The 23,433-nt window shown below is 69.9% G+C and carries 19 protein-coding genes; 4 read left to right on the plus strand and 15 right to left on the minus strand.

Going from position 1 to position 23,433, the window contains the following annotated elements; translation table 11 throughout:
• Positions 1-41: 41 nt before the first annotated feature.
• From ACFLFB_RS08510 to ACFLFB_RS08525, 4 genes are read right to left on the minus strand one after another with little or no spacing between them, the layout of a single operon-like run.
• Positions 42-2,180, minus strand: coding sequence for a heavy metal translocating P-type ATPase (locus tag ACFLFB_RS08510; RefSeq protein WP_392545281.1), 2,139 nt, complete (start codon positions 2,178-2,180; stop codon positions 42-44).
• Positions 2,181-2,182: 2 nt separating this feature from the next.
• On the minus strand, positions 2,183-4,489 hold the full coding sequence (locus tag ACFLFB_RS08515) for a heavy metal translocating P-type ATPase (protein WP_392545282.1): 2,307 nt from the start codon (positions 4,487-4,489) through the stop codon (positions 2,183-2,185).
• Positions 4,490-4,535: 46 nt separating this feature from the next.
• A complete protein-coding gene (locus ACFLFB_RS08520; RefSeq protein WP_392545283.1) occupies positions 4,536-5,462 on the minus strand; it encodes a hypothetical protein in 927 nt (308 codons plus the stop codon).
• Positions 5,459-5,674 (minus strand): heavy-metal-associated domain-containing protein, encoded by a 216-nt coding sequence (locus tag ACFLFB_RS08525; protein ID WP_392545284.1) that lies wholly within the window; start codon positions 5,672-5,674, stop codon positions 5,459-5,461. The genes ACFLFB_RS08520 and ACFLFB_RS08525 overlap by 4 nt, the downstream gene beginning before the upstream one ends.
• A gap of 134 nt (positions 5,675-5,808) precedes the next feature.
• On the opposite strand from ACFLFB_RS08525, the gene ACFLFB_RS08530 reads away from it, so the two are divergent.
• The gene (locus ACFLFB_RS08530; RefSeq protein WP_392545285.1) at positions 5,809-6,147 is read left to right on the plus strand and encodes a metal-sensitive transcriptional regulator; all 339 of its coding nucleotides are present in this window, start codon (positions 5,809-5,811) and stop codon (positions 6,145-6,147) included.
• 840 nt (positions 6,148-6,987) lie between these two features.
• On the opposite strand, the gene ACFLFB_RS08535 is transcribed toward ACFLFB_RS08530, so the two are convergent.
• From ACFLFB_RS08535 to ACFLFB_RS08575, 9 genes are all read right to left on the minus strand, one after another.
• Positions 6,988-7,479, minus strand: coding sequence for a DinB family protein (locus tag ACFLFB_RS08535; RefSeq protein WP_392545286.1), 492 nt, complete (start codon positions 7,477-7,479; stop codon positions 6,988-6,990).
• A 219-nt stretch (positions 7,480-7,698) separates the two neighbouring features.
• The gene (locus ACFLFB_RS08540; protein WP_392545287.1) at positions 7,699-8,733 is read right to left on the minus strand and encodes a zinc-binding alcohol dehydrogenase family protein; all 1,035 of its coding nucleotides are present in this window, start codon (positions 8,731-8,733) and stop codon (positions 7,699-7,701) included.
• Positions 8,730-9,665, minus strand: coding sequence for a CPBP family intramembrane glutamic endopeptidase (locus tag ACFLFB_RS08545; RefSeq protein ID WP_392545288.1), 936 nt, complete (start codon positions 9,663-9,665; stop codon positions 8,730-8,732). The genes ACFLFB_RS08540 and ACFLFB_RS08545 overlap by 4 nt, the downstream gene beginning before the upstream one ends.
• The gene (locus ACFLFB_RS08550; RefSeq protein WP_392545289.1) at positions 9,662-10,540 is read right to left on the minus strand and encodes a Rid family hydrolase; all 879 of its coding nucleotides are present in this window, start codon (positions 10,538-10,540) and stop codon (positions 9,662-9,664) included. The genes ACFLFB_RS08545 and ACFLFB_RS08550 overlap by 4 nt, the downstream gene beginning before the upstream one ends.
• A complete protein-coding gene (locus ACFLFB_RS08555) occupies positions 10,537-11,412 on the minus strand; it encodes a PhzF family phenazine biosynthesis protein (RefSeq protein WP_392545290.1) in 876 nt (291 codons plus the stop codon). The genes ACFLFB_RS08550 and ACFLFB_RS08555 overlap by 4 nt, the downstream gene beginning before the upstream one ends.
• Positions 11,409-12,161, minus strand: a complete 753-nt coding sequence (locus ACFLFB_RS08560; RefSeq protein ID WP_392545291.1) for a CPBP family intramembrane glutamic endopeptidase — start codon at positions 12,159-12,161, stop codon at positions 11,409-11,411. The genes ACFLFB_RS08555 and ACFLFB_RS08560 overlap by 4 nt, the downstream gene beginning before the upstream one ends.
• A 105-nt stretch (positions 12,162-12,266) precedes the next feature.
• Positions 12,267-15,425, minus strand: a complete 3,159-nt coding sequence (locus ACFLFB_RS08565; protein ID WP_392545292.1) for a BTAD domain-containing putative transcriptional regulator — start codon at positions 15,423-15,425, stop codon at positions 12,267-12,269.
• A 106-nt stretch (positions 15,426-15,531) separates the two neighbouring features.
• The gene (locus tag ACFLFB_RS08570) at positions 15,532-16,287 is read right to left on the minus strand and encodes a hypothetical protein (protein ID WP_392545293.1); all 756 of its coding nucleotides are present in this window, start codon (positions 16,285-16,287) and stop codon (positions 15,532-15,534) included.
• Between the two features lie 65 nt (positions 16,288-16,352).
• Entirely contained in the window at positions 16,353-17,279 is a 927-nt protein-coding gene (locus ACFLFB_RS08575) for an ABC transporter ATP-binding protein (RefSeq protein ID WP_392545294.1), read from the minus strand.
• Positions 17,280-17,498: 219 nt separating this feature from the next.
• Between ACFLFB_RS08575 and ACFLFB_RS08580 the strand changes: the two genes are divergently transcribed.
• A complete protein-coding gene (locus ACFLFB_RS08580) occupies positions 17,499-18,566 on the plus strand; it encodes a hypothetical protein (protein WP_392545295.1) in 1,068 nt (355 codons plus the stop codon).
• 87 nt (positions 18,567-18,653) lie between these two features.
• Here the strand turns inward: ACFLFB_RS08580 and ACFLFB_RS08585 are convergent, their stop codons facing one another.
• Positions 18,654-19,526 carry an NAD-dependent epimerase/dehydratase family protein gene (locus ACFLFB_RS08585; RefSeq protein WP_392545296.1) on the minus strand — a complete coding sequence of 291 codons (873 nt, stop codon included), beginning with the start codon at positions 19,524-19,526 and terminating at the stop codon, positions 18,654-18,656.
• Positions 19,527-19,818: 292 nt separating this feature from the next.
• Between ACFLFB_RS08585 and ACFLFB_RS08590 the strand changes: the two genes are divergently transcribed.
• Positions 19,819-20,493, plus strand: coding sequence for a DUF4396 domain-containing protein (locus ACFLFB_RS08590; RefSeq protein ID WP_392545297.1), 675 nt, complete (start codon positions 19,819-19,821; stop codon positions 20,491-20,493).
• A gap of 199 nt (positions 20,494-20,692) precedes the next feature.
• Positions 20,693-21,274: a YceI family protein gene (locus ACFLFB_RS08595; RefSeq protein ID WP_392545298.1), complete on the plus strand. Its 582-nt coding sequence runs from the start codon at positions 20,693-20,695 to the stop codon at positions 21,272-21,274.
• Positions 21,275-21,898: 624 nt separating this feature from the next.
• Here the strand turns inward: ACFLFB_RS08595 and ACFLFB_RS08600 are convergent.
• The gene (locus ACFLFB_RS08600) at positions 21,899-23,422 is read right to left on the minus strand and encodes an MFS transporter (RefSeq protein ID WP_392545299.1); all 1,524 of its coding nucleotides are present in this window, start codon (positions 23,420-23,422) and stop codon (positions 21,899-21,901) included.
• Between the last annotated feature and the right edge of the window lie 11 nt (positions 23,423-23,433).

The following is a 23,433-nucleotide window of genomic DNA, read 5'->3' on the forward strand; positions in this document are numbered from 1 at the left end:
GTCCTCCGGTGGGGTGGCGGTCGTCCGCCACCCCACCGGGTTCAGGACCCGAGGGGGGCGGCCGCGCTGGTCTCCGGTCGCAGGTCCAGGCGACGCAGCAGCTGGGCGTTGAGGGCCACGACCACGGTGGACACGGACATGAGGATGGCCCCGACCGACATCGGGAGGACGAACCCGACGGGTGCCAGGACGCCCGCGGCCAGTGGCACGGACAGCAGGTTGTACCCGGCGGCCCACCACAGGTTCTGCTTCATCTTGCGGTACGACGCCCGGGACAGCTCGATCACGGACAGCACGGATCGGGGGTCGTCGCTGGCGAGGATGACGCCCGCCGAGGCGATGGCGACGTCGGTGCCGGCGCCGATGGCGATGCCGACGTCGGCCTGCGCGAGTGCGGGCGCGTCGTTGACGCCGTCTCCGACCATGGCGACCTTGCGGCCCTCGTCCTGGAGCTGCTTGACCTTGGCCGCCTTGTCCTCGGGGCGGACCCCGGCGAAGTAGCGGTCGATTCCCAGGTCGGTGGCGACGGCCGCAGCGACCGCCTCGGCGTCCCCGGTGATCATGACGACCTGCACGCCGCGCCGGTGCAGGGCGTCGATCGCCTGACGGGACTCCGGCCGGATCTCGTCGGCCAGCTTGAGGCCACCGGCGAGGACGCCGTCGCGGACGACGTGGAGGATGATCGCGCCCTCGTCGCGCCACGCCTCGGCCTCGGGAACCTCCGACAGGCCGAGCTCCTCGAGGAGACGGGGCCCGCCGACGCGGACCTCGTGGCCCTCGACGGTCGCGGTGACCCCCACGGCCGGTGACGAGGAGAACCCGGTCGCGGGCGAGGCCTGGGCACCCTCGTCGGACGCGTGACGCACGATCGCCCTGGCCAGGGGGTGCTCGCTGTCGGCCTCGGCGGAGGCGGCGAGCGTCAGCAGGACCCGAGGGTGGAGGCCCCCGACCGGCGCCAGCGCCGTCACCGTCGGCTCGCCCTTGGTGAGGGTGCCGGTCTTGTCGAAGAGGACGGTGTCGACGGTGCGCATGCTCTCCAGCGCCAGGCGGTCCTTGACGAGCACCCCGCCGCGGGCGGCGCGCTCGGTCGCGATGGACACCACGAGCGGGATGGCCAGACCGAGGGCGTGCGGGCAGGCGATGACCAGGACGGTGATGGTGCGCACGATGCCGGAGTCGGGGAGGCCGATCAGGGACCAGATGACGATCGTCACCGCCGCTGAGACGAGCGCGAACCAGAACAGCCAGCCGGCCGCGGTGTCGGCGATCCTCTGCGCTCGCGAGGAGGACGCCTGCGCGTCGGCCACCAGGCGCTGGATGCCGGCCAGGGCGGTGTCGTCGCCGGTCGCCGTCACCTCGACCCTTAGCCCGGAGTCGGTGGCCACGGTGCCGGCGGTGACCTGGTCGCCGAGGGTCCGGCTGACCGTGCGGGACTCACCGGTCACCATCGACTCGTCCATCTCGGCACGGCCGTCGACGATGCGGCCGTCCGCGGGGACGGACCCCCCGGGGCGGACGACGACGACGTCGCCCACCCGCAGCTCGCTCGGAGCGACGGTGACGGTCCGGCCGTCCTCGACGCGCTCGGCCTCGTCGGGAAGCAGCGCCGCCAAGGAGTCGAGGGCCGAGGTCGTCTGGGCCAGGGAGCGCATCTCGATCCAGTGGCCCAGCAGCATGATGACGATGAGCAGGCCCAGCTCCCACCAGAAGTCCAGCTCGTGGTGCAGGAGGCCGCTGCTGGCGCCCCACGACGCGACGAAGGCGACGGTGATGGCGAGGGCGATGAGCAGCATCATCCCGGGCGTGCGGGAGCGCACCTCGGAGACGGCGCCGGTGAGGAAGGGGCGCCCTCCCCACAGGTACATGACCGTACCGAGGACCGGTGAGACCCAGGCGACCCAGCCGCCGTGGGGCAGGTCGTAGCCGACGAGCATCGCGAACATCTCGGACAGGCCCACGACCGGGACGGCCAGGACGAGCATGATCCAGAAGAGACGACGGAACTGACCGACGTGGTCGCCGTGTCCTGCGTGGCCTCCGTGACCCGAGTGCCCGACGTCGGCGCTTCCGCTGTGGTCGCCGTGGTGCTCGGTCGTGTGCGTGTGGGAGGCGTGCTCGGTGGGGGCACGGTGCCCGGCGTGGTCGTGGCGGCCGTCGTGCGTGGTCTGGTCGGGGCTCATGGTCAGGCCCTCCCGGTGGGGTCGGCGGACGGGATCGAGGATCGAAAGCCCCTCAGGCGCAGGCTGTTCCCGACGACGAAGACCGACGAGAACGCCATGGCGGCGCCGGCGAGCATCGGGTTGAGCAGGCCGGCGGCGGCCAGGGGGAGTGCGGCGACGTTGTAGCCGAACGCCCAGAACAGGTTGCCCTTGATGGTGCCGAGGGTTCGTCGTGACAGGCGGATGGCGTCGGCGGCGACGCGGAGGTCTCCGCGGACGAGGGTGAGGTCGCTGGCCTCGATGGCGACGTCCGTGCCGGTTCCCATGGCCAGTCCCAGGTCGGCCCGGGCGAGCGCGGCAGCGTCGTTGACGCCGTCCCCGACCATCGCGACGACACGCCCTTCCCGCTGGAGGCGGGTGACGACGTCGACCTTGTCGGCGGGCATGACGTCGGCGATGACGTCGGACGCATCGATGCCCACCACCGTGGCGACGCTGCCGGCGACCGCGGCGTTGTCCCCGGTGAGCAGGATCGGCCGCAGCCCGAGTGCCCGCAGCTCGGCGACGGCCTTGGCCGAGGTCGGCTTGACCTCGTCGGCGACCGTGAGGATGCCACGCGCCCTACCGTCCCACCCGACGGCGACGGCGGTCGACCCGGCCGCCTGCGCACGGACGAGGGCCTGCTGGAGGTCGCCGCCCAGGTGCTGCGACCAGTCGGCGAGCAGCTGTGGTCGACCGACGAGGACGGCGCGGCCCTCGACCACCCCGTGGACCCCGAGCCCCTCGATGTTGGCGAAGCCGTCGACCGTCGGCAGGGAGCCGACACGAACCCGCGCGGCCTTCGCGACGGCCCGGGCGATGGGGTGCTCGGAGGCGTCCTCGAGGGCGCCGGCCAGCCGGAGGACCTCGTCCGGGTCCTCACCGTCGACGACGACGACGTCCTGAAGGGTCATCGTGCCCGTGGTGATCGTGCCGGTCTTGTCGAGGACGATCGTGTCGACCCGTCGCGTCTGCTCGAGGACCTCGGGACCCTTGATGAGGATGCCGAGCTGTGCGCCGCGCCCGGTGCCGACCATGAGCGCCATCGGCGTGGCCAGCCCCAGGGCGCAGGGGCAGGCGATGATGAGGACGGCGACGGCGGCCGTGAACGCGACGGAGGCGCCCGCTCCCGAGCCGAGCCAGAAGCCCAGGGTGCCGACCGCCAGGAGGACGACCACGGGGACGAACACGCCCGCGACACGGTCGGCCAGACGTTGCGCGGCTGACTTGCCGTTCTGGGCGTCCTCGACGAGCCGGGCCATCTGCGCGAGCTGCGTGTCGGCGCCGACTCGAGTGGCCGTGACCGTGAGCCGCCCGCCGGCGTTGACGGTGGCCCCGATGACCGCGTCTCCGGGACCGACCTCGACGGGCACCGACTCGCCCGTGACCATCGAGGCGTCGACTGCGGAGGTGCCGGTCTCGATGACACCGTCGGTGGCGATCTTCTCCCCGGGACGCACGACGAACACGTCACCGACGACGAGCCGGTCGACGGGCACCCGCTCCTCGGTGCCGTCCCGCAGCACCGCGACCTCCTTGGCACCGAGGTCGAGCAGGGCCCGCAACGCGGCACCGGCCTGACGCTTGGAGCGGGCCTCGAAGTAGCGCCCGGCCAGGATGAACGTCGTGACGCCGGCGGCGACCTCGAGGTAGATGTTCGCCATCCCGCTGCTGCGATCGATGGTGAGCGCGAAGGGGTGTGTCATGCCTGGCATCCCGGCGTCGCCGAGGAACAGCGCGTAGAGGGACCAGCCGAGGGCCGCGAGGGTACCCATCGAGATGAGCGTGTCCATCGTGGCGGCGCCGTGGCGCAGGTTCGTCCAGGCGGCGCGGTGGAAGGGCAGTGCGCCCCAGACCACGACGGGTGCGGCCAGCGTGAGCGACAGCCACTGCCAGGACGTGAACTGCAGGGCCGGGACCATCGCCATCGCGATGACGGGGAGGGACAACGCAGTGGAGACCAGGAGGCGGCGGCGTAGCGAGCCGACCTCCGGCGCCTCGTCGTCAGCAGCGTCCGGGGTCGAGCCCGGGGACGTCTCGACGGCCGGCACGGCGGCGCCGTAGCCGGCAGCCTCGACGGCGGCGACGAGGTCCGCATCAGTGACACCGGGTGCGTCGACCATGACGCGCGCCTTCTCGGTGGCGAAGTTCACCTGCGCCCGCACGCCGTCCACCTTGTTCAGCTTGCGCTCGATGCGGTTGGCGCAGGACGCGCACGTCATCCCGGTGAGGACGAGCTCCACGTCGCGAGCGCCGGTGGCGCTGGTGGTGTGCTCGGTGGTCGAGCTCATGATGGGTCCTTCCGATGTGGGTTGAGGGTGGTCGCGCGCAGGCGGGTCAGTGCCCGTGCCCGCCCGGGACCGCGGGGCTGGGAGTCGTGGTGGTGGAAGGCGGGGTGGCGTCGAGGACGAGGTGGGCTGTCCGCACGACTCCGCCGTGCTTGAAGTCCAGGTACAGGTGGTACCTCCCCACGGTGGGGACCTCGGCGGTGAAGTCCACGGCCGGACCGGCCGGCGTGTGCCCGTCGCCCGGCGTGCCGTCGGGGTGGACGTGGAGGTAGCCCAGGTCGCCTTCGCGCAGGGCTACGAGGTGGCCGTAGGCGCCGAGGTAGGGCTCGAGGTCGGTGACGGGGCTCCCGTCGCGACTGATCTGCAGACGGAGTGTCGAGTGCTCGCCGCCGCGCAGGTCCCCGGTCACGGAGACCTCGAACCCGTCGTCGACCTTCGCGGTGCGGGTCGGCGCGGATGCTGGGGGCGTCGTGGTCGGGCCCGGCACGGCGAGGTCGGTGCCGAGCGTGAGGGCCGGACCCCCTGTCGGCGTGAAGTCGGCGAAGACGCGCCAGCTCCCGGGTGCGAGGTCGACCTCGGTACGCCAGGTTCCCTCCTCGTCCATCACGGGGTGCACGTGCTGGAACCCGGTGTGGTCACGGCGCACCACGATCAGGTGCAACCGTTTGTCGTGCTCGACGTCGAACGCGGTCACCGGCGCCCCGGTCGCGTTTCGGACGGCGAACGCGAGCTGGCGGGTGCCGGCGTCGAGGACGTCGTCGGTGAGGTCGAGAGTGTGGCCCTCGCGGGAGGTGGCGAGGCCCGCGGGGAGGGCATCGCTGGACGCGGCGTCCTCGCCCGTTGCCTCGCTCGCGTGGGCGTCGCCGTGGGCGGCGGCCGGGGCGTCGGGTCCGACGAAGGACCCCAGCGCCCAGGCGCCGCCGAACGCCAGCGCCAGCGCCGCGGCGAAGCCGGTCAGCGTGGTCGGGGCGCTCATGCCAGCTGGTAGCCGGCCTCCTCGACCGCGGCCTGGACGGCGTCGCGCTCGAGAGGCTGGCGGCTGGTGACGGTGACGGCGCCCGTCGGGACGTCCACGGAGACGTCCGAGACGCCGGAGATCTCGCGAAGCTCCTCCGAGACGGAGGTGGCGCAGTGGCCACAGGTCATCCCGGTGACGGTGTACGTGGTGACGGTCTCGGGCTGGGACATGAGGGCCTCCTGTTGGTGGGTTCTTGCTCTGCGTGAGGAACAATACCCCGGTAGGGTATCACTATAAACCCCACGGGGGTATGCTCCATTCCAGCAACGCGTCGCCGGGGCGCGAGGACCCACGAGAGGTCGCCATGATGACCACACCCACCGACCCCACCGTCACTGCGGACGCGCCGACCCACAAGCACGGCTACGTGCACTACGCGCACCGTGAGGACCACCTCAAACGGCTCCGTCGGATCGAGGGCCAGGCACGGGGTCTGCAGCGCATGGTCGAGGAGGAGAAGTACTGCATCGACATCCTCACCCAGGTCAGTGCGATGACGAAGGCGCTCCAGTCCGTTGCACTTGGCCTGCTCGACGAGCACCTCTCGCACTGCGTGGTCGAGGCGGCGAGGGCAGGTGGTCCGGAGGCGGATGCCAAGGTCAAGGAGGCCTCCGAAGCCATCGCGCGGCTGGTGAGGTCCTGAGGCTCGCCCAGTCGACGGAAGTTAGGGGTTGCCGGCGTACGCGGCTGACGTCATGCAGGCTGCCGCGACCAGGGCCAAGGAGAGCAAGCCAACCGCGATGCTCCAGTGGCGTGGGTGCCCCACTACCAGGGCGGCCATGGTGCCGCCAGAAGCTGCGAGCAGGACGCAGGTGGTGAGTCCCGCCTCCGTGCCAAGAGTTCTTGGTGCGCTCCACGCCACGGCAGCAACCACGACGGCCACGATCGTCGACAAGGTCAGGCGCGTCAACGGCGGACGTCGGTTGCCCGGGCCCTGAGCGCTCATGGGCGCATCGTTGCGGGATTCGACTCGCGCCGGGGTGGCATCAAGCATGACGCCCTCAGCACATGCTCAGGTGCGCGTCGAGTCCTCTACGGACCCGAGCTGGGTGTTCTGACCGGACTCATCCGTGGTGACTCCTTCGAGATCCGAGACGCGGGGACGGCCACAACAGGCGTCCACCCGAGCCCGCCCGGTGAGCATCGCAAGCAGGAGCAGCGCGAACGGCGCCACCGCCACAGCCCCGACTGACACACGCAACCACATGGGTGCAGTATCCCCTCCCGAGCATGGCTGAGCGTGCGTCTGCACCGCTTCGTCTTCGTGCTGTGTGGTGGTCCCCAGCCAAGGTCGCGAGCTGGCCATTGGTCGGTGGGCTGTTGGGTCGCCTGGATTGTCACCTCCCGTGACTATTTCCGGTGGACAGAAAGCCTGGGCGCCTGGCCGTCCACATCACGGGCGGAGGCCGGCTCGCGGTGGGGCCCTAGTGCAGGGAGCGTGAGCTTGCGCAGGTGGTGGTCGAAGTGGACCGTGCCATACCGGTCAACGTCGAGGACGGTCATCGAGTCGATGAAGGAACGGGTCGCAGCGGGCGGGGAAGGGCATGCGCAAGGCCAAGGACCCTTCGTCCTCCCCGTCCAGGCCCCGGTGCGGGGCGGCGATCGTGCGGTCCACCTGTCGCGGCAGGCGAGGGCCGCGAAACGCGAGCGCGCCGACGCAGGCACCGAGGTAGTTGACAGCGTGGAAGGGACGCGTTCCCGTGTTGAGCGCTCCGGAGAGCCGACGTCCAACCACGGGCGGTCGGCGCCCGAGGAAGCGCACGAGGGGGAGCAGGGTCCGCACGACGAGGTAGCCGAGCAGCATGTGGAAGAGCAGTGGACCATTCGTCCACCTCGAACCGTTGGTGCGCTGGTCTAGGTCGGACCGCTTCGCCTGCTTGGCGAGGGCGAAGAAGGTCTCCCACGCGCGATCCAGCTCCGTGCGCAGCGCTCGCAGAGCTGTGTCCACGTCCTCACCCACTTGCGTCAGGCTCATGCCTTTCACATCATGCGCCGTCGACGTCAGCGCGGTAGCTCCCCGACAGATCGGAGAACAGCCGCGATGGACTCACCCGCTGAACTTGAATCACGCACCGTGGCGCCCGCCTGCGTGCGCTGAAGGCTGCCAGCACCAGCCACGCCAGCCTCGAGGTGGTCGCGGCCGTCGGCGGTGGGCTGCCGCCATTGCGATGACAGCCACTCTCGAGTGCCCCACTCACAGGTCCAAGTCGATGACGACCTTGCCTGAGCGATTTGGTGAGTGCAGTCGGCTGTAGGCCTCGCCGATGGCGGCGAGCGGGAAGGTGGAGTCCACCGATGGTGCCCACTGGTAGCGGTTCACGTTGTCGAGCATCGCTGCAAAGTCTTCGGAGCTGCCCATCGACGATCCGAGCACATCCAGTTGGCGCCAGTACAGCGTCTGCACCCTCAGGAGCCCCACCGGCGTGGCGATCTGCCCCACGACGACCAATCGCCCGCCGGAACGGAGTACCTCGGCGAAGGGCTGCCAGAGCGAACCGGTTGGGTCCAGCGCGAGATCTGCTGGCCCATCGAGGTGCTCGGCGATGCTCGCGCCCATGTCGGTGGAGGTGCGGTCGACGACATGCTGGGCACCAAGTCGCCGGGCGATCGCAGCCTTGTCGGGCGAGGACGTCACGGCCACCACTCTGGCGCCGAGGGAGGCGGCGATTTGGATGGCCATGGAGCCGACACCGGAGGAGGCTGCGCCCACCACGACCTTCTCGCCACGGGTCAGCCGGCCACGCGTGACCAGTGCCCGCCAGGCGGTGAGGGCGGCCATCGGGAGGGCGGCCGCTTCGACGAATGTGAGGTGGGAGGGTTTGGGGTGAAGATTCTCGGCCGGTACGCAGACGTACTCGGCGTGTGTCCCGGAGGTCGGGGACCCGAGGATCTCGTACTCGTCGGACGGGGCTGCTCGGCTCGCACCCCAGTAGAGGGACGGGCAGATGACGACGCAGTCGCCGACGCCCAGTGGCGAGACGGCCCAGCGGGGGTCGTGACCGATCTCCGCGACGACCCCCGCTCCGTCGGAGCCGAAGATCGCCCCTTGCTCGCCCGCCCCCGCGACCTCGAGCATCATCGCGTCGAGGCGGTTGAGCCCTGCGGCGCGTAGGCGGACGGTGACCCACCCTGGCCGAGGCCGGAGGAGGGGTACTCGCCGCACCTCGACCGAACCTGGTGCGGAGCCTCTGGTGGTCACGACGGCAGCCCTCATGCGGCTGGCCTTCATAGCTGAGCTCCGGAGGTGATCCGCCCCGATGGCTCGCTCCTGAACTCCTCGACCTCGTCGAACCGTGCTCGTTCGGCGCGGCCCAGTCGTCGACGAATCGTAACGATCAGTGCCGCCGTGACCAGCAGTGCTGCGATCAGGGCTGCGAGTGTCCGCGCTTCTCCGCGCAGCACATCGGCTGCGAGGCCGTCGACGTTGTTGGAGCGGTTGAAGGAGGTGTGCATCATCGCCACCAGGAGCACGCTGTTTGCGGCACCCCGCAACACCGCGCCGAGCAGCGTGCGGATCAGGACGCACAGCACCAGGAGCATCAGGATCTGAGGAAGCACGTCATCGATTCCAGAGATGTCCCCGGCGATGACGCGGATGGGGACGTGGACCAGCGCGAAGGGTATGGCGGTGATGACTGCCGCCACGAGCAGGTTGTGACGTCGTTCCAGTCTCGTCTGCAGGAAGCCCGCCCACGACAGTTCCTCGGCGACGTTGATCATCAACAGTGCCACCACGGTGGCCAAGGCCTCGCGGGCGAGCGTTCCCGGAGCAGGACGAACGAGCTCGTCACCGAGCGTGATGGACAGCGCAATGGTCAGCAGGGGCAACGCTGCGACGGCGACCGCCCACCAGCGCCAACCGACTCGCCAGCGGGTCGTCCGCCTGAGCAGCGTGGAGATGCCAGCGCGTCCGTCACTGAGCCCGGTCACAAAGAGCGTCGTGGTGGCCAGCACCACCACCAGCGCCAGGCTTGCTGTCTCCTCCATCCCGAACCCCAGCCGGCTGGCGAGGGCCCGTCCGGGGATGACGGACCGGTCGATGAGGACCATCACGGCGCCGACGACGTAGGCGCCGGTGAGGGCGAGGCCGGTGAAGGCCGTGACGGGATGCTCTGCGACCCAGCTCCGCTGGTCGCGACGGGGTCTGGTCTGGGTGCTCATTGGTGGGGCCTTCCTGGGTGGTGGGTGGCATGGGCCCAGGCTTCGATCTCCACGACGGCCTCGGGCAGGGGTAGTGCGGCAACCGCAACGGCAGTTCGTGCCGGGTGGGTGTCTGAGAAGGCGTGTCCGTAGGCGAGGTTCATCTCGTCGTAGTCGTCCATGGAGGTCATGAAGACGGTGGTCTTGGCGACGTCGGTCAGTGCCAGGTCGTGCTCGCCCAGCAGGTCAGCGACCGCGCTCAGCGCGGCCTCCGTCTGCGGTCCTGCACCCCCGGCCACGAGGGTGCCGTCACGAGTGCCGATCTGCCCGGACACGACGACCCAGTCACCGGCTCGGACCACCGACGTCAGCGGAAGCCGCTGGTGGAGGCGTTTGCCAATGGGTGGTCCTGGGACCGGCTCGGTTCGAGCGGGACCCGTGCGGAGCTGTGCCTCGTCACCGTGCCGGTCCAGCTGGATCCAGTACTCCTGGATGCGGCCCTCGGCCACCCGGTAGACCGCGGACCCGGCTTCCCGGTGGTACCGGTGTGCATCGACCGCCTTCTGGGCCGCGGGGCCCACTCGGCCGTGCTGCGCCCACCGGACGAAGACGTGGTCCGCCTCGACGAGGAGCTCTTGCACCTCGAAGGTGATCGGGTTGTGCCGCGACAACATGTCTTGCACGTGTGCTGCATATTCCGCCGGGCTGCGAACGATGGTTTCGTCCCGCTCCGCGAGGTGTTGGTGCGCCGGCACCGCGGCCGCGAGCAGCCGTTCCGCCTCTGCACCATCGCCGGTGACGCGTACCTTCGCCAGGAAGTCGGTGACGGTCTTGGCCGCCTCCGGGATCCCGGTCCACGTGTGCGGTTCGCCGGGGACGACGATGAACGACCTCATGGCAGGTCCAATTCGTCGTAGGGCGAAAGGGGGAGTTGGATCGCGGTTCCGGTGACAGCCACCCGCCTGGAGTCGGAGCTGATGTCGACCAGCAACCGACTGGGTGCGCCCATCTGCAGTCCCTGCCGGATGGTGACCCGGCTGGGAACCGGGGCCAACGCGAGGTCGCGGAGATACCCGCCGAACGCGGCGGCGGCGGCACCCGTGGCAGGGTCTTCGCGGACCCCGCCGGGCGGAAACGGGTTGCGCGCGTGGAAGAGCGTGGGGTGCTCCGCCCAGAACAGGTGGACCGTGGTCCATGACTGCTGGGACATCAGGTGTTCGAGCGCCGGGTAGTCGTAGTCCAGGGCGTCGAGCACCGCCCGGTTCCCAAGACCGAGCACCAGGTGATGGTTGCCCGCGAACGAGATGTGGGCGGGGTATTGCTCGTCCAGGTCGGAGGAGGAGATCCGCAAGGCCTCGAGGGCAACGCAGAGTGTCTCGTCGTCCGCTGCCTGGGTCGTGGTGGGTGGAGAGGTCAGCGTCGCCGTGATGGCACCCTCATCCTGTTGCGTGATGACGTCGACCGGACCGGCGTTGGTGGTCAGGAGCAGTGGTCCGACACCGCTTCGTTCGGCGATGGCCACCGCAGCAGCGATGGTGGCGTGGCCGCAGAAGTCGACCTCCGCACGAGGGCTGAAGTAGCGGGTGCGCACCGGTTCGCTCCCGCTGCCAGTGGTCGCCAGGAAGGCCGTCTCGGAGTAGCCGAGGGTCTGGGCGATGGCGAGCATCTGAGAGTCCGTCAGGGCCGCCGAGTCGAGGACGACGCCGGCGGGGTTCCCCCCGGACCCGTTGTCGGGAAACGCCGCGTAGCGCAGGACCTCGGCGGTCATCGGACGACCGCCACGGTGCGGTTCCGCCGCAGGGACGGGACAGCAAGGACGAGAAGACCGAGGACGAGGGTGACGGCGTACCGGACCCACGCGTCGTCGGCGTTCACCAGCTCCGAGCTCGCGTTGAAGCTCGCGTGGAGGATGGCGACCGTGAGGATGCTGCGTCCGCTCCATCGGTCGACGGCTCCGATCATCAGGCGGAGCGCGACAGCCGAGGCGACCATGATGGCGACGTTGTAGGCCACGTCACCGGCGGTGTCGACGCCGTAGAACGCCAAGGGCAGGTGGATCCCGCTGAAGAGCACCGCCGTGAGCAGGGCGCCACGCACGAAGCCGTACCGGCCGGTCGCACGCCGCTGCACGACACCGGCCCAGACCATCTCCTCCCAGAGGTTGACGATCAGGACGCTGGAGGCGAGCTTGCCGAGCATGCCGACCGCAACGGCAGCAGTGAGTTCCGTGGTGCCGCCGGTGACGACCGCCCCGAGACGCGTGGCGACCGGGATCAGCAGCAGGGCCGGGAAGAGCCACAGCAGCGACCGGGGAGGTCGAACGCAGTCGCGCAGCAGCTGGCGCACCGTGACGTCGGGGGAGCGGCGTGTGATGAGCATCGCCATGGGCACCATGCCGAGGAACAGCGTGGCGAGCACGAACGGCTCGATCGGAAGACCGGTGAGGAGCGGGATGCTCAGGAAGAGCCAGCCCGACGGGAGAGCCACGAGGGCGAAGGTGCGAAGGGGACGAGCCACGTCGGTAGGACCAGGCGTGGCGACGGTGCTGGTACTGGTCATGCATCGAGCGTGGTGACGCTGCCTTGAAGGACTGTTGGGTCCGGGTTGGACGACAGATGGCGTTCAGGGCAGGGCGTTCAGGCGCCGGTCGATGAGGTCGACCACGAGCCCGCGGTACGGCCCCGGGCGCGCGCGTGCGCGCAGGAACGTCTCGCGTGCTTCGTCGACGCGGCCTTGTGCCGCGTGGACGTCACCAAGCAGGAGCAGCATCGTGGAGTGAGTGCCGTGTCGTCCCGCAGCAAGCATTTCGTCGAGCCGACGCTCAAGGGCGGCGACGGTGTCCGTGTCGGCATGCCCCGTCAGCGTCCGGGACCAGTCCTGGATGCACTCGGCCACCGTGGCGAGCCAGGCAAAGCCGAACCGGTGGTCCAGTTCGAGTGCGTCGGCGGAGAGGCCACCGAAGTACGCCAGATCAGTGCTGTACGCACCGGTCGCCGCACCCAGGCTGCGAGCGACTGCCCGGGGGAATGGCCTGCCGTCGGCGTCGGCGAGCGCGACCGCTGCGTCGATGGCCGAGCGCTGGGAGGCGGTGTCACCGAGCAGGCCGCTCCAGTACGCCTCGATGAGGCAGAGCATCACGTGGAGGTTCTCGTCGTAGCTCGTGAGTGCGGCCATGTCGGCCTTCTCCACGAAGGTCCGCGCCATGAGCAGGTGCTGGCCCGCGGCGGCGCGGTCATCGGTCGAGAGGGTGCTGAAGATGTTCATCAGGTGGACCGCGGCTCTGGTGGTGAAACCGATGACCCGCTCGTTGCCAACGCTGGTGTCCACGTCGCAGGCGGCCAACAGCGACCGAGCGAGGTCGACGTACTCCCTTTCCCTGTCCCGGTCGATGAGGAAGAAGAACAAGGACCACCACAGCCGAGCGGTGTCGTCACTGAGGGTTCCGGCCTCGGCGAGCTGCATGGCACGGTCGACCACCTGTTGGACGTCGGGATCACCCCATCCGCGGGCGGTGAGGATGAGACTGAAGAGGCTGAGCAGCAGTCCGAGCTCGCTGTCCGGATCGGGAGGGGTGGCTCCCCGGACGAGGTGGAGGGCACGTCGCAGATGGACCTCGGCCTGTTCGTGGGCGAAAACCGATGCCGCGGCGTCGGCCGCGGCGACTTGCGGGGGGACAGCACGAAGGCCGACGATCTCTCGCGCGCGCCACCAGTGCTCGGCCAGCACCGCTGGACTCGTCATCCCCGCCCGTTCGAGGTGTTCGGCGACTGCGGCGTGCAGGCGCGCCACTCGCCCCGCTGGAAGCTCCTGAAGGACGACGTCCTGGACGAGCGCGTGCACGAATCTGTGCGTAGACGCAGGTGCGGCTCGTTCCACCAAACCGTGCCGCATCGCCACGTCGAAGGCGTCCAATGCGGCCTCCATCTCCAGGCCGGCCGCCAGGGCGCAGGTGCGCAGGTCGAAGTCCGGACCGATGACTGCAGCCGCGGCCAGCATGGAAAGGACGTCCTCAGGGAGGGGTTTGAGCCGGCTCGCGATGACGTGCCGCACTCCGGGAGGGACCGAGGTCGCGGCCGGGTCGTTGCCCTCGGTGCTCTCGAGGAGCAGCCGGGCCAGCTGCCGCACGAAGAAGGGGTTCCCACCGGTGCGCTGGTAGAGCACCGCTGCCAGCCGCTCGCGCTTCGCAGGTTCATCGGTGGTGGCAAGGACATCAGCGGCCAGGGTTGCGACGTCGTCGGCCCCCAGACCGCTCAGACGGACTTCGTGAGCGACGTCCTCCCGCGCGACGGTCGCCAGTGTGGCTTCCAGTGCTTCAGTGCGATCGCCCGGGAGGTCACGGTAGGCAGCAACCACCAGCAGCGGCCTGGTCGCGAGCGAGGGCGTGAGGTACGACAGCAGTTCCAGGCTCGGCAGGTCGGCCCAGTGCATGTCGTCCAGGAGGATGAGGGTCGGCCCGTGGTCCGCCATCCGCCCGATGAACACCGATGCGGCCTCGTACAGGGTGAAGCGCAGACTCTGCAGGTTGTCACCCGTGGCCGGAACCGACAGCCCGGTGCGTTCCGCGATGACGGAGGAGAGCTGAGCCGCCGGCTTCGCGGGGCCAGTGCAGGTGAGGCGGAGCTGCTCCTCGTCCAGGGCAGCGGCCATGCCGTCCAGCACCTGTGACCACGGCCAGAACGCTGGTGCACCGGATGCGGCTGGCGCCCGGCCGGAGTGGACCGGGATGCCGCGTTGGCGCGCCATCCTGGCGAGTGAGTCGAGGAGTGTGGTCTTGCCGATTCCGGGCTCACCGGCGATGAGCACGAGGGCGCCTTGGCTGGCGAACGTCAGGCGGTCGAGCATGTCCTGGAGGATGGCGAGCTCTCGACGTCGGCCGACGAGGTGAACGTCGTCGACCGTGCCGCGATCGTGCCGGGGCCGGCTCTCCGGGTCGTGCGAGGAAGGTGGTGACGGATCGGGCCGCGTGTGGCCGGCGACGGTCGACGGGGCGGACAGGGCGGGGTCCTGGGCCAGGATCTGCTGTACGAGCGCGTCCATCGTCGGAGATGGGTCGATGCCGAGTTCGTCCTGAAGGCTGGCACGGAACCTGCGGTGGAGCTCCAGGGCCTCTGGCGCTCGCCCTGAGCGGTGGAGCGCGAGCATCAACAGTGCTTGCGGCTCCTCGCGCAGGGGGTGGTCTGCGGTGAAGGCCTCCAGGCCTGGCAGTGCATCAGCGTGTCGGCCGAGCGCGAGCAGCGCCTCGAACCTGCTCTCCGCGGCGCCCAGGTACGTCTGGGTCAGCTCGACGATGCTGCTCTGGGCGACCTCGTGGTCAGCGATCTCGGCCAGCGGGTCGCCGGCCCAGAGGGAGACCGCCTCGTCCAGTGCCTCGTAGCCTTCGAGGGGTTCACCTCGGCGCAGCAGGTCACGGCCACGCTCGGTCAAGGTGCGCAGGCGGGTGGCGTCGATCGTGCCCGCCGGGACGTCCATCATGTATCCACTGCCGCGGGTGACCAGGGCTGCCCCTAGGCCGGTCGCAGCCAACGTCTGACGCAGGTTGGAGACATACGAGCGCAAGGTCACATGCGCCTGCGGGGGCGGGGCGCCGTCCCACAGCTGGTCGATCAGCCTCTCCGCGGGGACGACCCTGCCCACCTTGAGGAGCAGAAGCACCAGCAGGGCCCGCTGCCTCCTCGTCGCGATGGTGACCGGTGACTGGTTCACGGTGACGACCACGGGCCCGAGGATGCGGAAGTCAAGGTCCGTGACGTCGGCGCTGCGGTCCTGCTCGGTGGTCCTCATCCGTGACTCCCGATGTCCCGGTCGCGCAGGCCGACTGCCTCCACCGGCACGATCATGCCCAAGGCCGAAGGGGTGGGCAAGGAAGCAGTGGCGTCCTTGGTGGCGATCAGGCGTCTCGCCGCCGCAGGGCGGTAGCCGCTGAGACGAGCCCGATGACGATCCACGCGACCCACACCACGGTGGCAGTGGTCGGGGCGAGTCCGGAACCAGCGCCGTCGACCCGCATCATCGCGGCGCCCGCCTCCGAGACCAGGAACGGCGAGATGGCGCGAGACAGGCTGTCGGGCAGCACGACACCGATCAGCGGCAGGACGAACATGAGCCCGAGGAGGCCGAAGGACGCACCCACGGCGCTGCGAAGCAGCCACCCGAGACACTGCCCGAGCAAGGCCCAGCCGAGCACGTACAGGGTCATCGCCACGGTGGCCCGCCACGGGGCAAGCTCTGCCCAGCTCAACGGTGCGCCGATGCGGGACAGGATCTGTCGCGACGCCTCGATCGCCACCCCCGCCGACACCAGGGTGGCCGGCCCGAGGACCAGAACGAGTGCCGACGCCTTGCCGAGGATGGCCAGCAGCCTGCGGGGCACGGCCCACAGCGTGGTGCGGATCAGGCCGGTCGGGTACTCCGAGGTGACAGACAGGACCCCCAGGACGCCGGCAATGACTGCGGCGGTGCTGCCCCCGCTCAGTGCGGTACCGATCGCCGCGCCGACCGTGTCGGCTGGTTCGAGGGGCGGTTGCGCGAGAACCTGCCCGAGGGCTTGGATCGGCCCGAGCGCCATCAGGAAGAGCACGGCGCCGACGACGAGCCCGACGTGCGATCGCAGGCTCCGGGTCTTGATCATCTCCGCGGTGGTCACGCGCCTCAGGGTGGGCCCGTGCTGGCGCCTCGCGGTGGGGTGGTCGGTGAACTGGGTGCTGGTGCTCATGTCAGGGCCGCCGTTTCGGTTGTGCTGTGCGCGCGGTAGTCAGTGGTGTCGTGCGTGAGTTCGAGGAAGGCGTCCTCCAACGAGCGTCGTTGGGTGACCAGCTCGTGAACCTCGAGGTGGTGCTGCAGGGCCAGGCGGGCGATGTGGGCAGAGTCGATGCTGCGCACGGTGAGGTTGTCCGCACCCTCCCGCTCGACGACGCCACCGGCGGCACGGATGACCTCGGAGAGGCGCTCTGGTTCCGGACCTCGGACGCTCACGGTTGCCGCCTGTCCGGACAGGAGGTCCTCGGTCGACATGTCCGCCACGACGCGCCCCTGGCCGACGACGACCACCCGGTCAGCGGTCTGCGCCATCTCACCCATGAGGTGCGAGGAAACGAAGACGGTGCGGCCCTCCGTCGCGAGGTGCCGCAACAGGGCTCGAACCCAGATGATCCCGTCAGGGTCGAGTCCGTTCATCGGTTCGTCGAGGACGATGACACCCGGGTCGCCGATCAGCGCGGCCGCGATCCCGAGGCGTTGCCGCATCCCGAGCGAGAAGGTGCCGACACGGCGTCGCCCCTGGTCCCGGAGCCCCAACTGGTCGAGCACCTCACGGGCGCGACCGGTGCCCTCCCCGATGGTCGCCCCGATGGAGCGCAGATGCGCCAACGCGGTGCGGCGCGGATGGACCTGTCCGGCGTCCAGCATGGCGCCGACGGTTCGGATGGGGGACGAGTGCTCGGTGTAGGGCCGGCCCTGGACGTGGGCCCAGCCTCCGGTGGGTCGGTCCAGGCCCAGGATGACGCGCATGGTGGTCGACTTCCCGGCGCCGTTCGGCCCGAGGAAGCCGGTCACCAGCCCAGGCCGGACGGTGAACGTGACGTCGTCGACGGCCACGGTTTCGCGGTACTTCTTGGAGAGGTGGCTCACCTCGATCATGGCGGACTCGATTCGTGGAGCGGGCAGGTAGAACCACGGTGGGCCGCCGACGTTGTCAGCGCGTTGTACTTGAGTTGCATCGCGATCAGTCAGGTCCCGAGGCCCTGCACCACAGCGCTCCCACCGATGCGCAAGGAAGCCCGGGCAGCGTCGTCATTGCGATGCCCGCGACCTGCGAACTGCACGCCCGGCGTGCGCCAGCACCCGAAGGATGGAGCGATGACAAATCCACACCTCTTGGAGTCGTTGTCCCGGCTGGAGTCCACCGGGCCCGAGTTCGGTGGCTTCCTTGCCAACCACGGGCCGATGGCGGTGGAGGCGCTGACCCACGTGGGCGGCGATGAGGCGATTCCGCACTGGCTGGACCGCTACCTGCGCGAACTCGACGCTGCGCCGAGCGATGGGCACGGCGTCGATGACGACTCCTGGCCGCAGCGCTTGGGTGACCCCCGACTGTTGGGTGACTGGTCGGGCTACCTGCTCCGACAGTCGCGCGAGGTCTCGTGGCGCGACCTGCTGGCAACGTGGTGGCCTCGGCTGGTGGAGGGAATGGCCGCCAGTGCCACCCACGGCATGATCCGCACCGCTCACGCGGTCCGGTCCCTCGAGGCCGCCGGCCACGAGCCGGATCCCTTGCTCGTGGATGAGCTGGCCCGCGGCCTGGGGCTCTGGGCGGCTCGGTACGACCCGGTTCCATCCGCGTCCCGTAAACCCCCCACGCTCGACGCCGTCGCTGCACTGGCGGCGCTGCCCCGCCTCCACCCCGACGTTCCCAGCCGAGGAACGGGCATCAATGGACGACTGCGGGCGCTGGACGAGCTGTCAGGCCTCCCCGACGGCCTGGCGGGGTGGCGCGCGCCGGTAGACCTGGACCGAGCGCTGTCGGCGATCGTCGGGGCAGCGGCCAAGGTGCTCTTGGCCCGACCCGACGCGCCGATTCCCTTCTGTCACGCGGTCACTGCGCCAGCCGCCACTCGGCTGGTCCTTCCGTCGTTGACGCCGGCGGTGGCGGCACGGACCGTACAGGTCTCCTGGCGTGTCACGGGGTCCCTCATCGCCGCGTTCGCTCACCCCCGCGACCCCCGTGAATCCACCACGCCCCTGGTGAGCGCGATCGACGTGGCACGCCTGGTGGACCGCCTTCCCACCGCGGCGGTTGAGCACGGGGACGAGCACGTCATCAAGCTGTCCGAGGCTGCGCTGCGTGAGTTCGCGGTGAGCAAGGACGCGAGCGTCCTCGTTGCCGCAGACCGATTTCGGACTCGGGTGCCCGCGACCGAGGGCTGACGAGGTCTCGCCCCACAGCCCGGGGCCTTGCAGCGGGCCAGACGACCTGGAGGCCGGGCTCGGGCGTCTGGGTCATGGCGCCACCGGTCAACGGCCGTAAGAGCCCTCGCGGAGGTCGTCGACGATCGTCGGGCGGAATGGGCGCCAGCCGAGTGCCCTTGCCGCAGGGGCGACGACGTTCTGGGTCAGCGCGAGAGCCTCGGCGAAGTCGGCGCCGAGCTCGGCCGATGCCTCCATGACGGGCCATCGGCGGGCGTCGCCGGTTCCGCCGGCAGCGAGGTCCGCAGCCTGAGCGATGGCCTTGACACTCACGCTCGGTTCGGTGACGCCGTGCAGCACCGTCCCGGCTCCAGCGCCAGCGACTGCCAGAGTGACCAACTCGGCGAGGTCCTCGACGTGGACCGTGGCCCAGGAAGGGCTGGAGTCGTCCCCGACGTAGCGGCCCCTTCCGTCAGCGTCGGCCCACTCCACGAGCATCCTCGGAATGCCACCGCCGAGGCCGTGGACGATGCCGGCGCGAATGACCACGCCCCTTCTGGTGCTGTCGAGGACGGCCCGCTCGACGAGATGTCTACCGGCCACGATGCGGGCCGGCGCCACAGGGGCGGACTCGTCCAGCGCACCCACGGTGCTGTGTCCCAGCACCCAGGTGCCGCTGAGGTAGACGAAGACTCCACCCGGGCGAAGGGCGGTGAGCATCGCCCCGACGGCCGAGGCATCCGCGGACCAGTCCTCCAGCGGCGCGCCGACGTGGACCACTCCGTCAATTCCGGCGGCGACCGCCACCCGGAGCGAGTTCGGGTCGGTGAGGTCTCCGTAACGCACCTCGTGCCCCGTGCGCTGACCGCCGTCGCGTGAGGAGGGGCGCAGCATCGGGACCACCGCGTGTCCAGCGAGGTCCAGTGAGCGGCTCACCGCACCACCTATGTAGCCGCTGGACCCGATGAGCAGAATCTTCATGTCGTCCCTCGCCGGTTGTCCTTGGCGCCGTCGCGGGGGCTGTGTGGCTGGTCGGTCCTGGAAGGGTCAGTCGCGCACCCCGAACGGGTTCTCCTGGTCATGGGTTCGACGCTGCCGCAGGACGGTTGGCTGCCGGTGGAAGGAACGTTGAGCACGCCATGGATCCCGATGGCGACCGCAGGATCCGGGGTTGGCGACTCGATCGGCCCCGTCCACCACCCGTCGCCACGGCGATGCAACAGCCCCCCAACATCCATTGCCGAGGGTTGACGCACCACGGAAAGGACGCGTCATGGACCACCCATCGCAAGCCTCAGCCGAACCGGCCACGACACACGAGCACCACCATCCATCGGGGGCGGGCACGAACGCGATGGCCGCAAGCGCCACGCTGCACTGCCTCACCGGGTGTGCCATCGGTGAGATCGTCGGACTGGTGCTTGGAACCGCGCTGAGCATGTCGAACGCCGCGACGATCGCCCTCTCGATCGGGCTGGCGTTCGTCTTCGGTTACACCCTTTCGACGTTTCCCTTGCTGCGCGCAGGCCTGACGGTCGGAACTGCGCTGAAAGTGGTGCTGGCCGCCGACACCTTGTCCATCCTGACGATGGAGGTCGTGGACAACCTCGTGATGGCCACCGTCCCCGGGGCGATGAGCGCGGGCTTGGTGAACGCCGTGTTCTGGGCCGGGATGGGCCTCGCCCTGGGCGTTGCCTTCGTCGCTGCCTTCCCTGTCAACCGGTACTTGCTCAGTCGCGGCAAGGGTCACGCCCTGGTCCATGAGTACCACCATTCAGCGTCCTCGCCCATCGGCGTGCGGCGCTTGATCCCGTCCCTCGGGTCGGCTCTCCTCGCGACGGGAGTCGCCGCCTTCCTGGCCGGGGGGCTGTTGGTGGCCGTCGCGGCCGAGGACTCCTCGGCGCCGATCACGTCACCAGCACAGCACGACTCTGCACCGCACCGCTGAGCGCCACTGCAGGTGGGTGGGCGAGTGAGGAGCGCCAGCGACCTCGCAGACTGCAGCTCGACCACCACGCGTGCGCCACCGATGTGCAACGACCCTCCGGCACTGTCGAACCACAGCACCACACGGCGGGACTGAAGACAATCCCGCCTTCCCCACGACGTCGGGCGACCAACGTCGCGCGCAACGAAAGAGGCACACCATGACCGACATCCAGAACGCTCCGGTCCGTACCGTCAACGGCCAGCAGCTTCCCATGCCAGGGGCCTGGCAGATCGACCCCGGCCACACGGACGTGGCGTTCACCGGCAGGCACTTCATGGTCACCAAGGTCCGCGGACGGTTCACCGGCGTCTCAGGCGTCGTGACCATCGCTCACGACATGCCGGCTTCCAGGGTCGACGTCACCATCGACATGGGCACCGTCGAGTCGGGCAACCCCACGAGAGACGGCCACATCCGCTCCGCCGACCTCTTCGACGTCGAGACGTACCCGACCGCGACCTTCTCCAGCACTCACGTCGACTGGCATGGAGGCAGCGGAACCGTGACCGGAGACCTGGCGATCCACGGCGTCACCCGGGCGGTCCCGCTAGAGGTCACCTTCGAGGGGTACGTCAAGGACCCGTGGGGTGGGCACCGGGCGATCTTCTCGGCTCGAACGCACATCAATCGCGAGGACTTCGGCATCGGGTGGAACGTCGCGCTGGAGTCCGGCGGCCTCCTGGTGTCCAAGGAGATCCAGATCGAGATCAACCTCGAGACGGTCCTCCAGATGGAGTGAACCCGTGCACCATGCAGAACAGGTCTGGCCCGTGCCCGATGGGTCGCCTGTGGGTGGCCCAGCTTCCATGCGAGCAGTCCGTGGTGCGCTCCGCGTCACCGCAGCGACGTCAGAGGCAAGGGTCGTCGACATGACCAGGCGCATCACCGGCGGATGTCGGTTGCCGGGGCCCTGAGCGCACATGTGCGCATCGTCGTGAGAGTCGGTTCGCGCAATGGGCGTCCCAACGGGATGTCCTCAGGGAGGCTCAGGGACGCGTCGGGCACGATGAACCGGCCGCGTGGCTCTCGCGAGGAGGGACGGCGTGGCTGGGCCACGTTGCGCGTCGCGGTGCACGATAGGTGGAGAGTGGGCGAGGGGGACCGTGGGTGGTGGTGCCGTGTGGTTCGCCCGGCACGTTGGCCGGGAAGGAGTGTCAGGGTGCGGCGCAGCGCACCTGCCGCTTGCGGTGTGACTGTGTACCGCGCCCCGTCCCTCGCACCGGTGCATGCCGATGCCGCCGCCGCTTATCCAGGTCGGGAACCCACTGGCGCGGGGTTCGCGACGGCGGGGTGCGTGGGCCGGAGATGGCCCACCTGAAGCACCCCGCCGTCGCCGTCGGTCCACCTCGCACTGGGACGTGTCTCAATGGTGCATGTGCATGCCTGCGCCGCCTTCGATGCGGGTGGCGGGCATCCGCAGGTAGGCGATCACCGCCAGAACCGTGGCGATGCCTGCGGCACCGAGGAACCCGCGGTCGAAGCCGTCGACGACGCCGGTCGCGCTGGCGAGGCTGCCAGCGGTGCTCGCGATGGCGGACAGGACCGCGACGCCGAGGGCGGCTCCGACCTCGTGGCCGGTCATGAGGAATCCCGACGCCATGCCGGCATGCTGGGGCGGGATGCCAGCCATCGCGGTCACAGACACGGGTGCGAAGACCATACCGACGCCCAGACCGATGACGGCCAGACCAGGAAGCAGACCGGTCGCGAAGCTTGAGCCGGCCGACGCCTGCGCAAGCAGGACCGCGCCCCCGGCCACGATGACCAAGCCGATCGCGGCGATGGCGCGCGGGGTGCCGTGAGACATCGCGTGCCTGGCCACGATCGTTCCAGCAGTGATGGCCAGCGCGAACGGGACGAAGGCGACGCCCGCCCTGATCGCGGAGTAGCCCATGACGGTCTGGACGAAGATGGACGCCAGGAACACCGTTCCGACGAGGATGCCGGTGACGCCGAGCATGACGGTCGTGCCGGCCACGAGGGACTTGACCTTCCAGGTGTGCGGCGGCACGAGGGGGTACTGGGCCTTGTTCTCCCGCAGCGTGAACGCGACCGCGAGCACCGCGGAGGAGGCGAAGGCGACGAGCACACGCGGCGAGAGCCAGCCGTGCTGCTCGGTGGCGCCGAGCCCGTAGATGAGGGCGGCGAGGCTGCCGATGACCGTGGCGGCGCCGGCCGTGTCGAACTGCGTCATGGTGACGCGCGATGCCGGGGCGGCGGGAATGACCTTCAGGCCGGCCAGAAGAGCGAGGGCGCCGACGGGAGCGTTGATCCAGAAGATGGTCTGCCAGCCGGCCCAGGTGGTGAGGGCTCCGCCGAGCAGGACGCCGGCGGCGACACCGAGGGACCCCACAGCACCCCACAGGGTGAGCCCGAGGCGGCGCTGCGCGCCGGAGTAGGTGGTCATGATGATGGACAGCGCGGCCGGGGTCATCAGGGCGGCGGACAGGCCCTGTCCGGCGCGGGCCGCAATGAGCTCGCCTGCGCCACTGGCGAATCCGCTGACGATGGACGCGATCGTGAACACGGTCAGGCCGGTCAGGAACACCCACTTGCGCGACAGCAGGTCCGCGATGCGGCCACCGAACAGCAGTCCGCCGCCAGACATCATCAGGTAGGCGGTGACGACCCACTGCATGTCGGATCCGCTCAGGTCGAGGTCGCGCCCGATGGAGGGCAGGGCCGTGTTGACGACCGAGATGTCGAGAACGACGAGGATCTGTGCCGCCAGGGCCAGGGCCAGGACGACCCATGACTTGCGCGGCCCATCGTCGGTCTCCAGGTCGTGCTTCGGCGTGGGCGCGTGGTTGGTGTTGGTCGGGGCGTGCGGTGCGGTGGCCGTGGCGGTATGGACCGCGATCGGCTCGGCGTCGGGCTTGGCGTGCATGGCAACTCCTG

The organism is Oryzobacter telluris, from assembly GCF_043099285.1.
Classification (GTDB): domain Bacteria; phylum Actinomycetota; class Actinomycetes; order Actinomycetales; family Dermatophilaceae; genus Oryzobacter; species Oryzobacter telluris.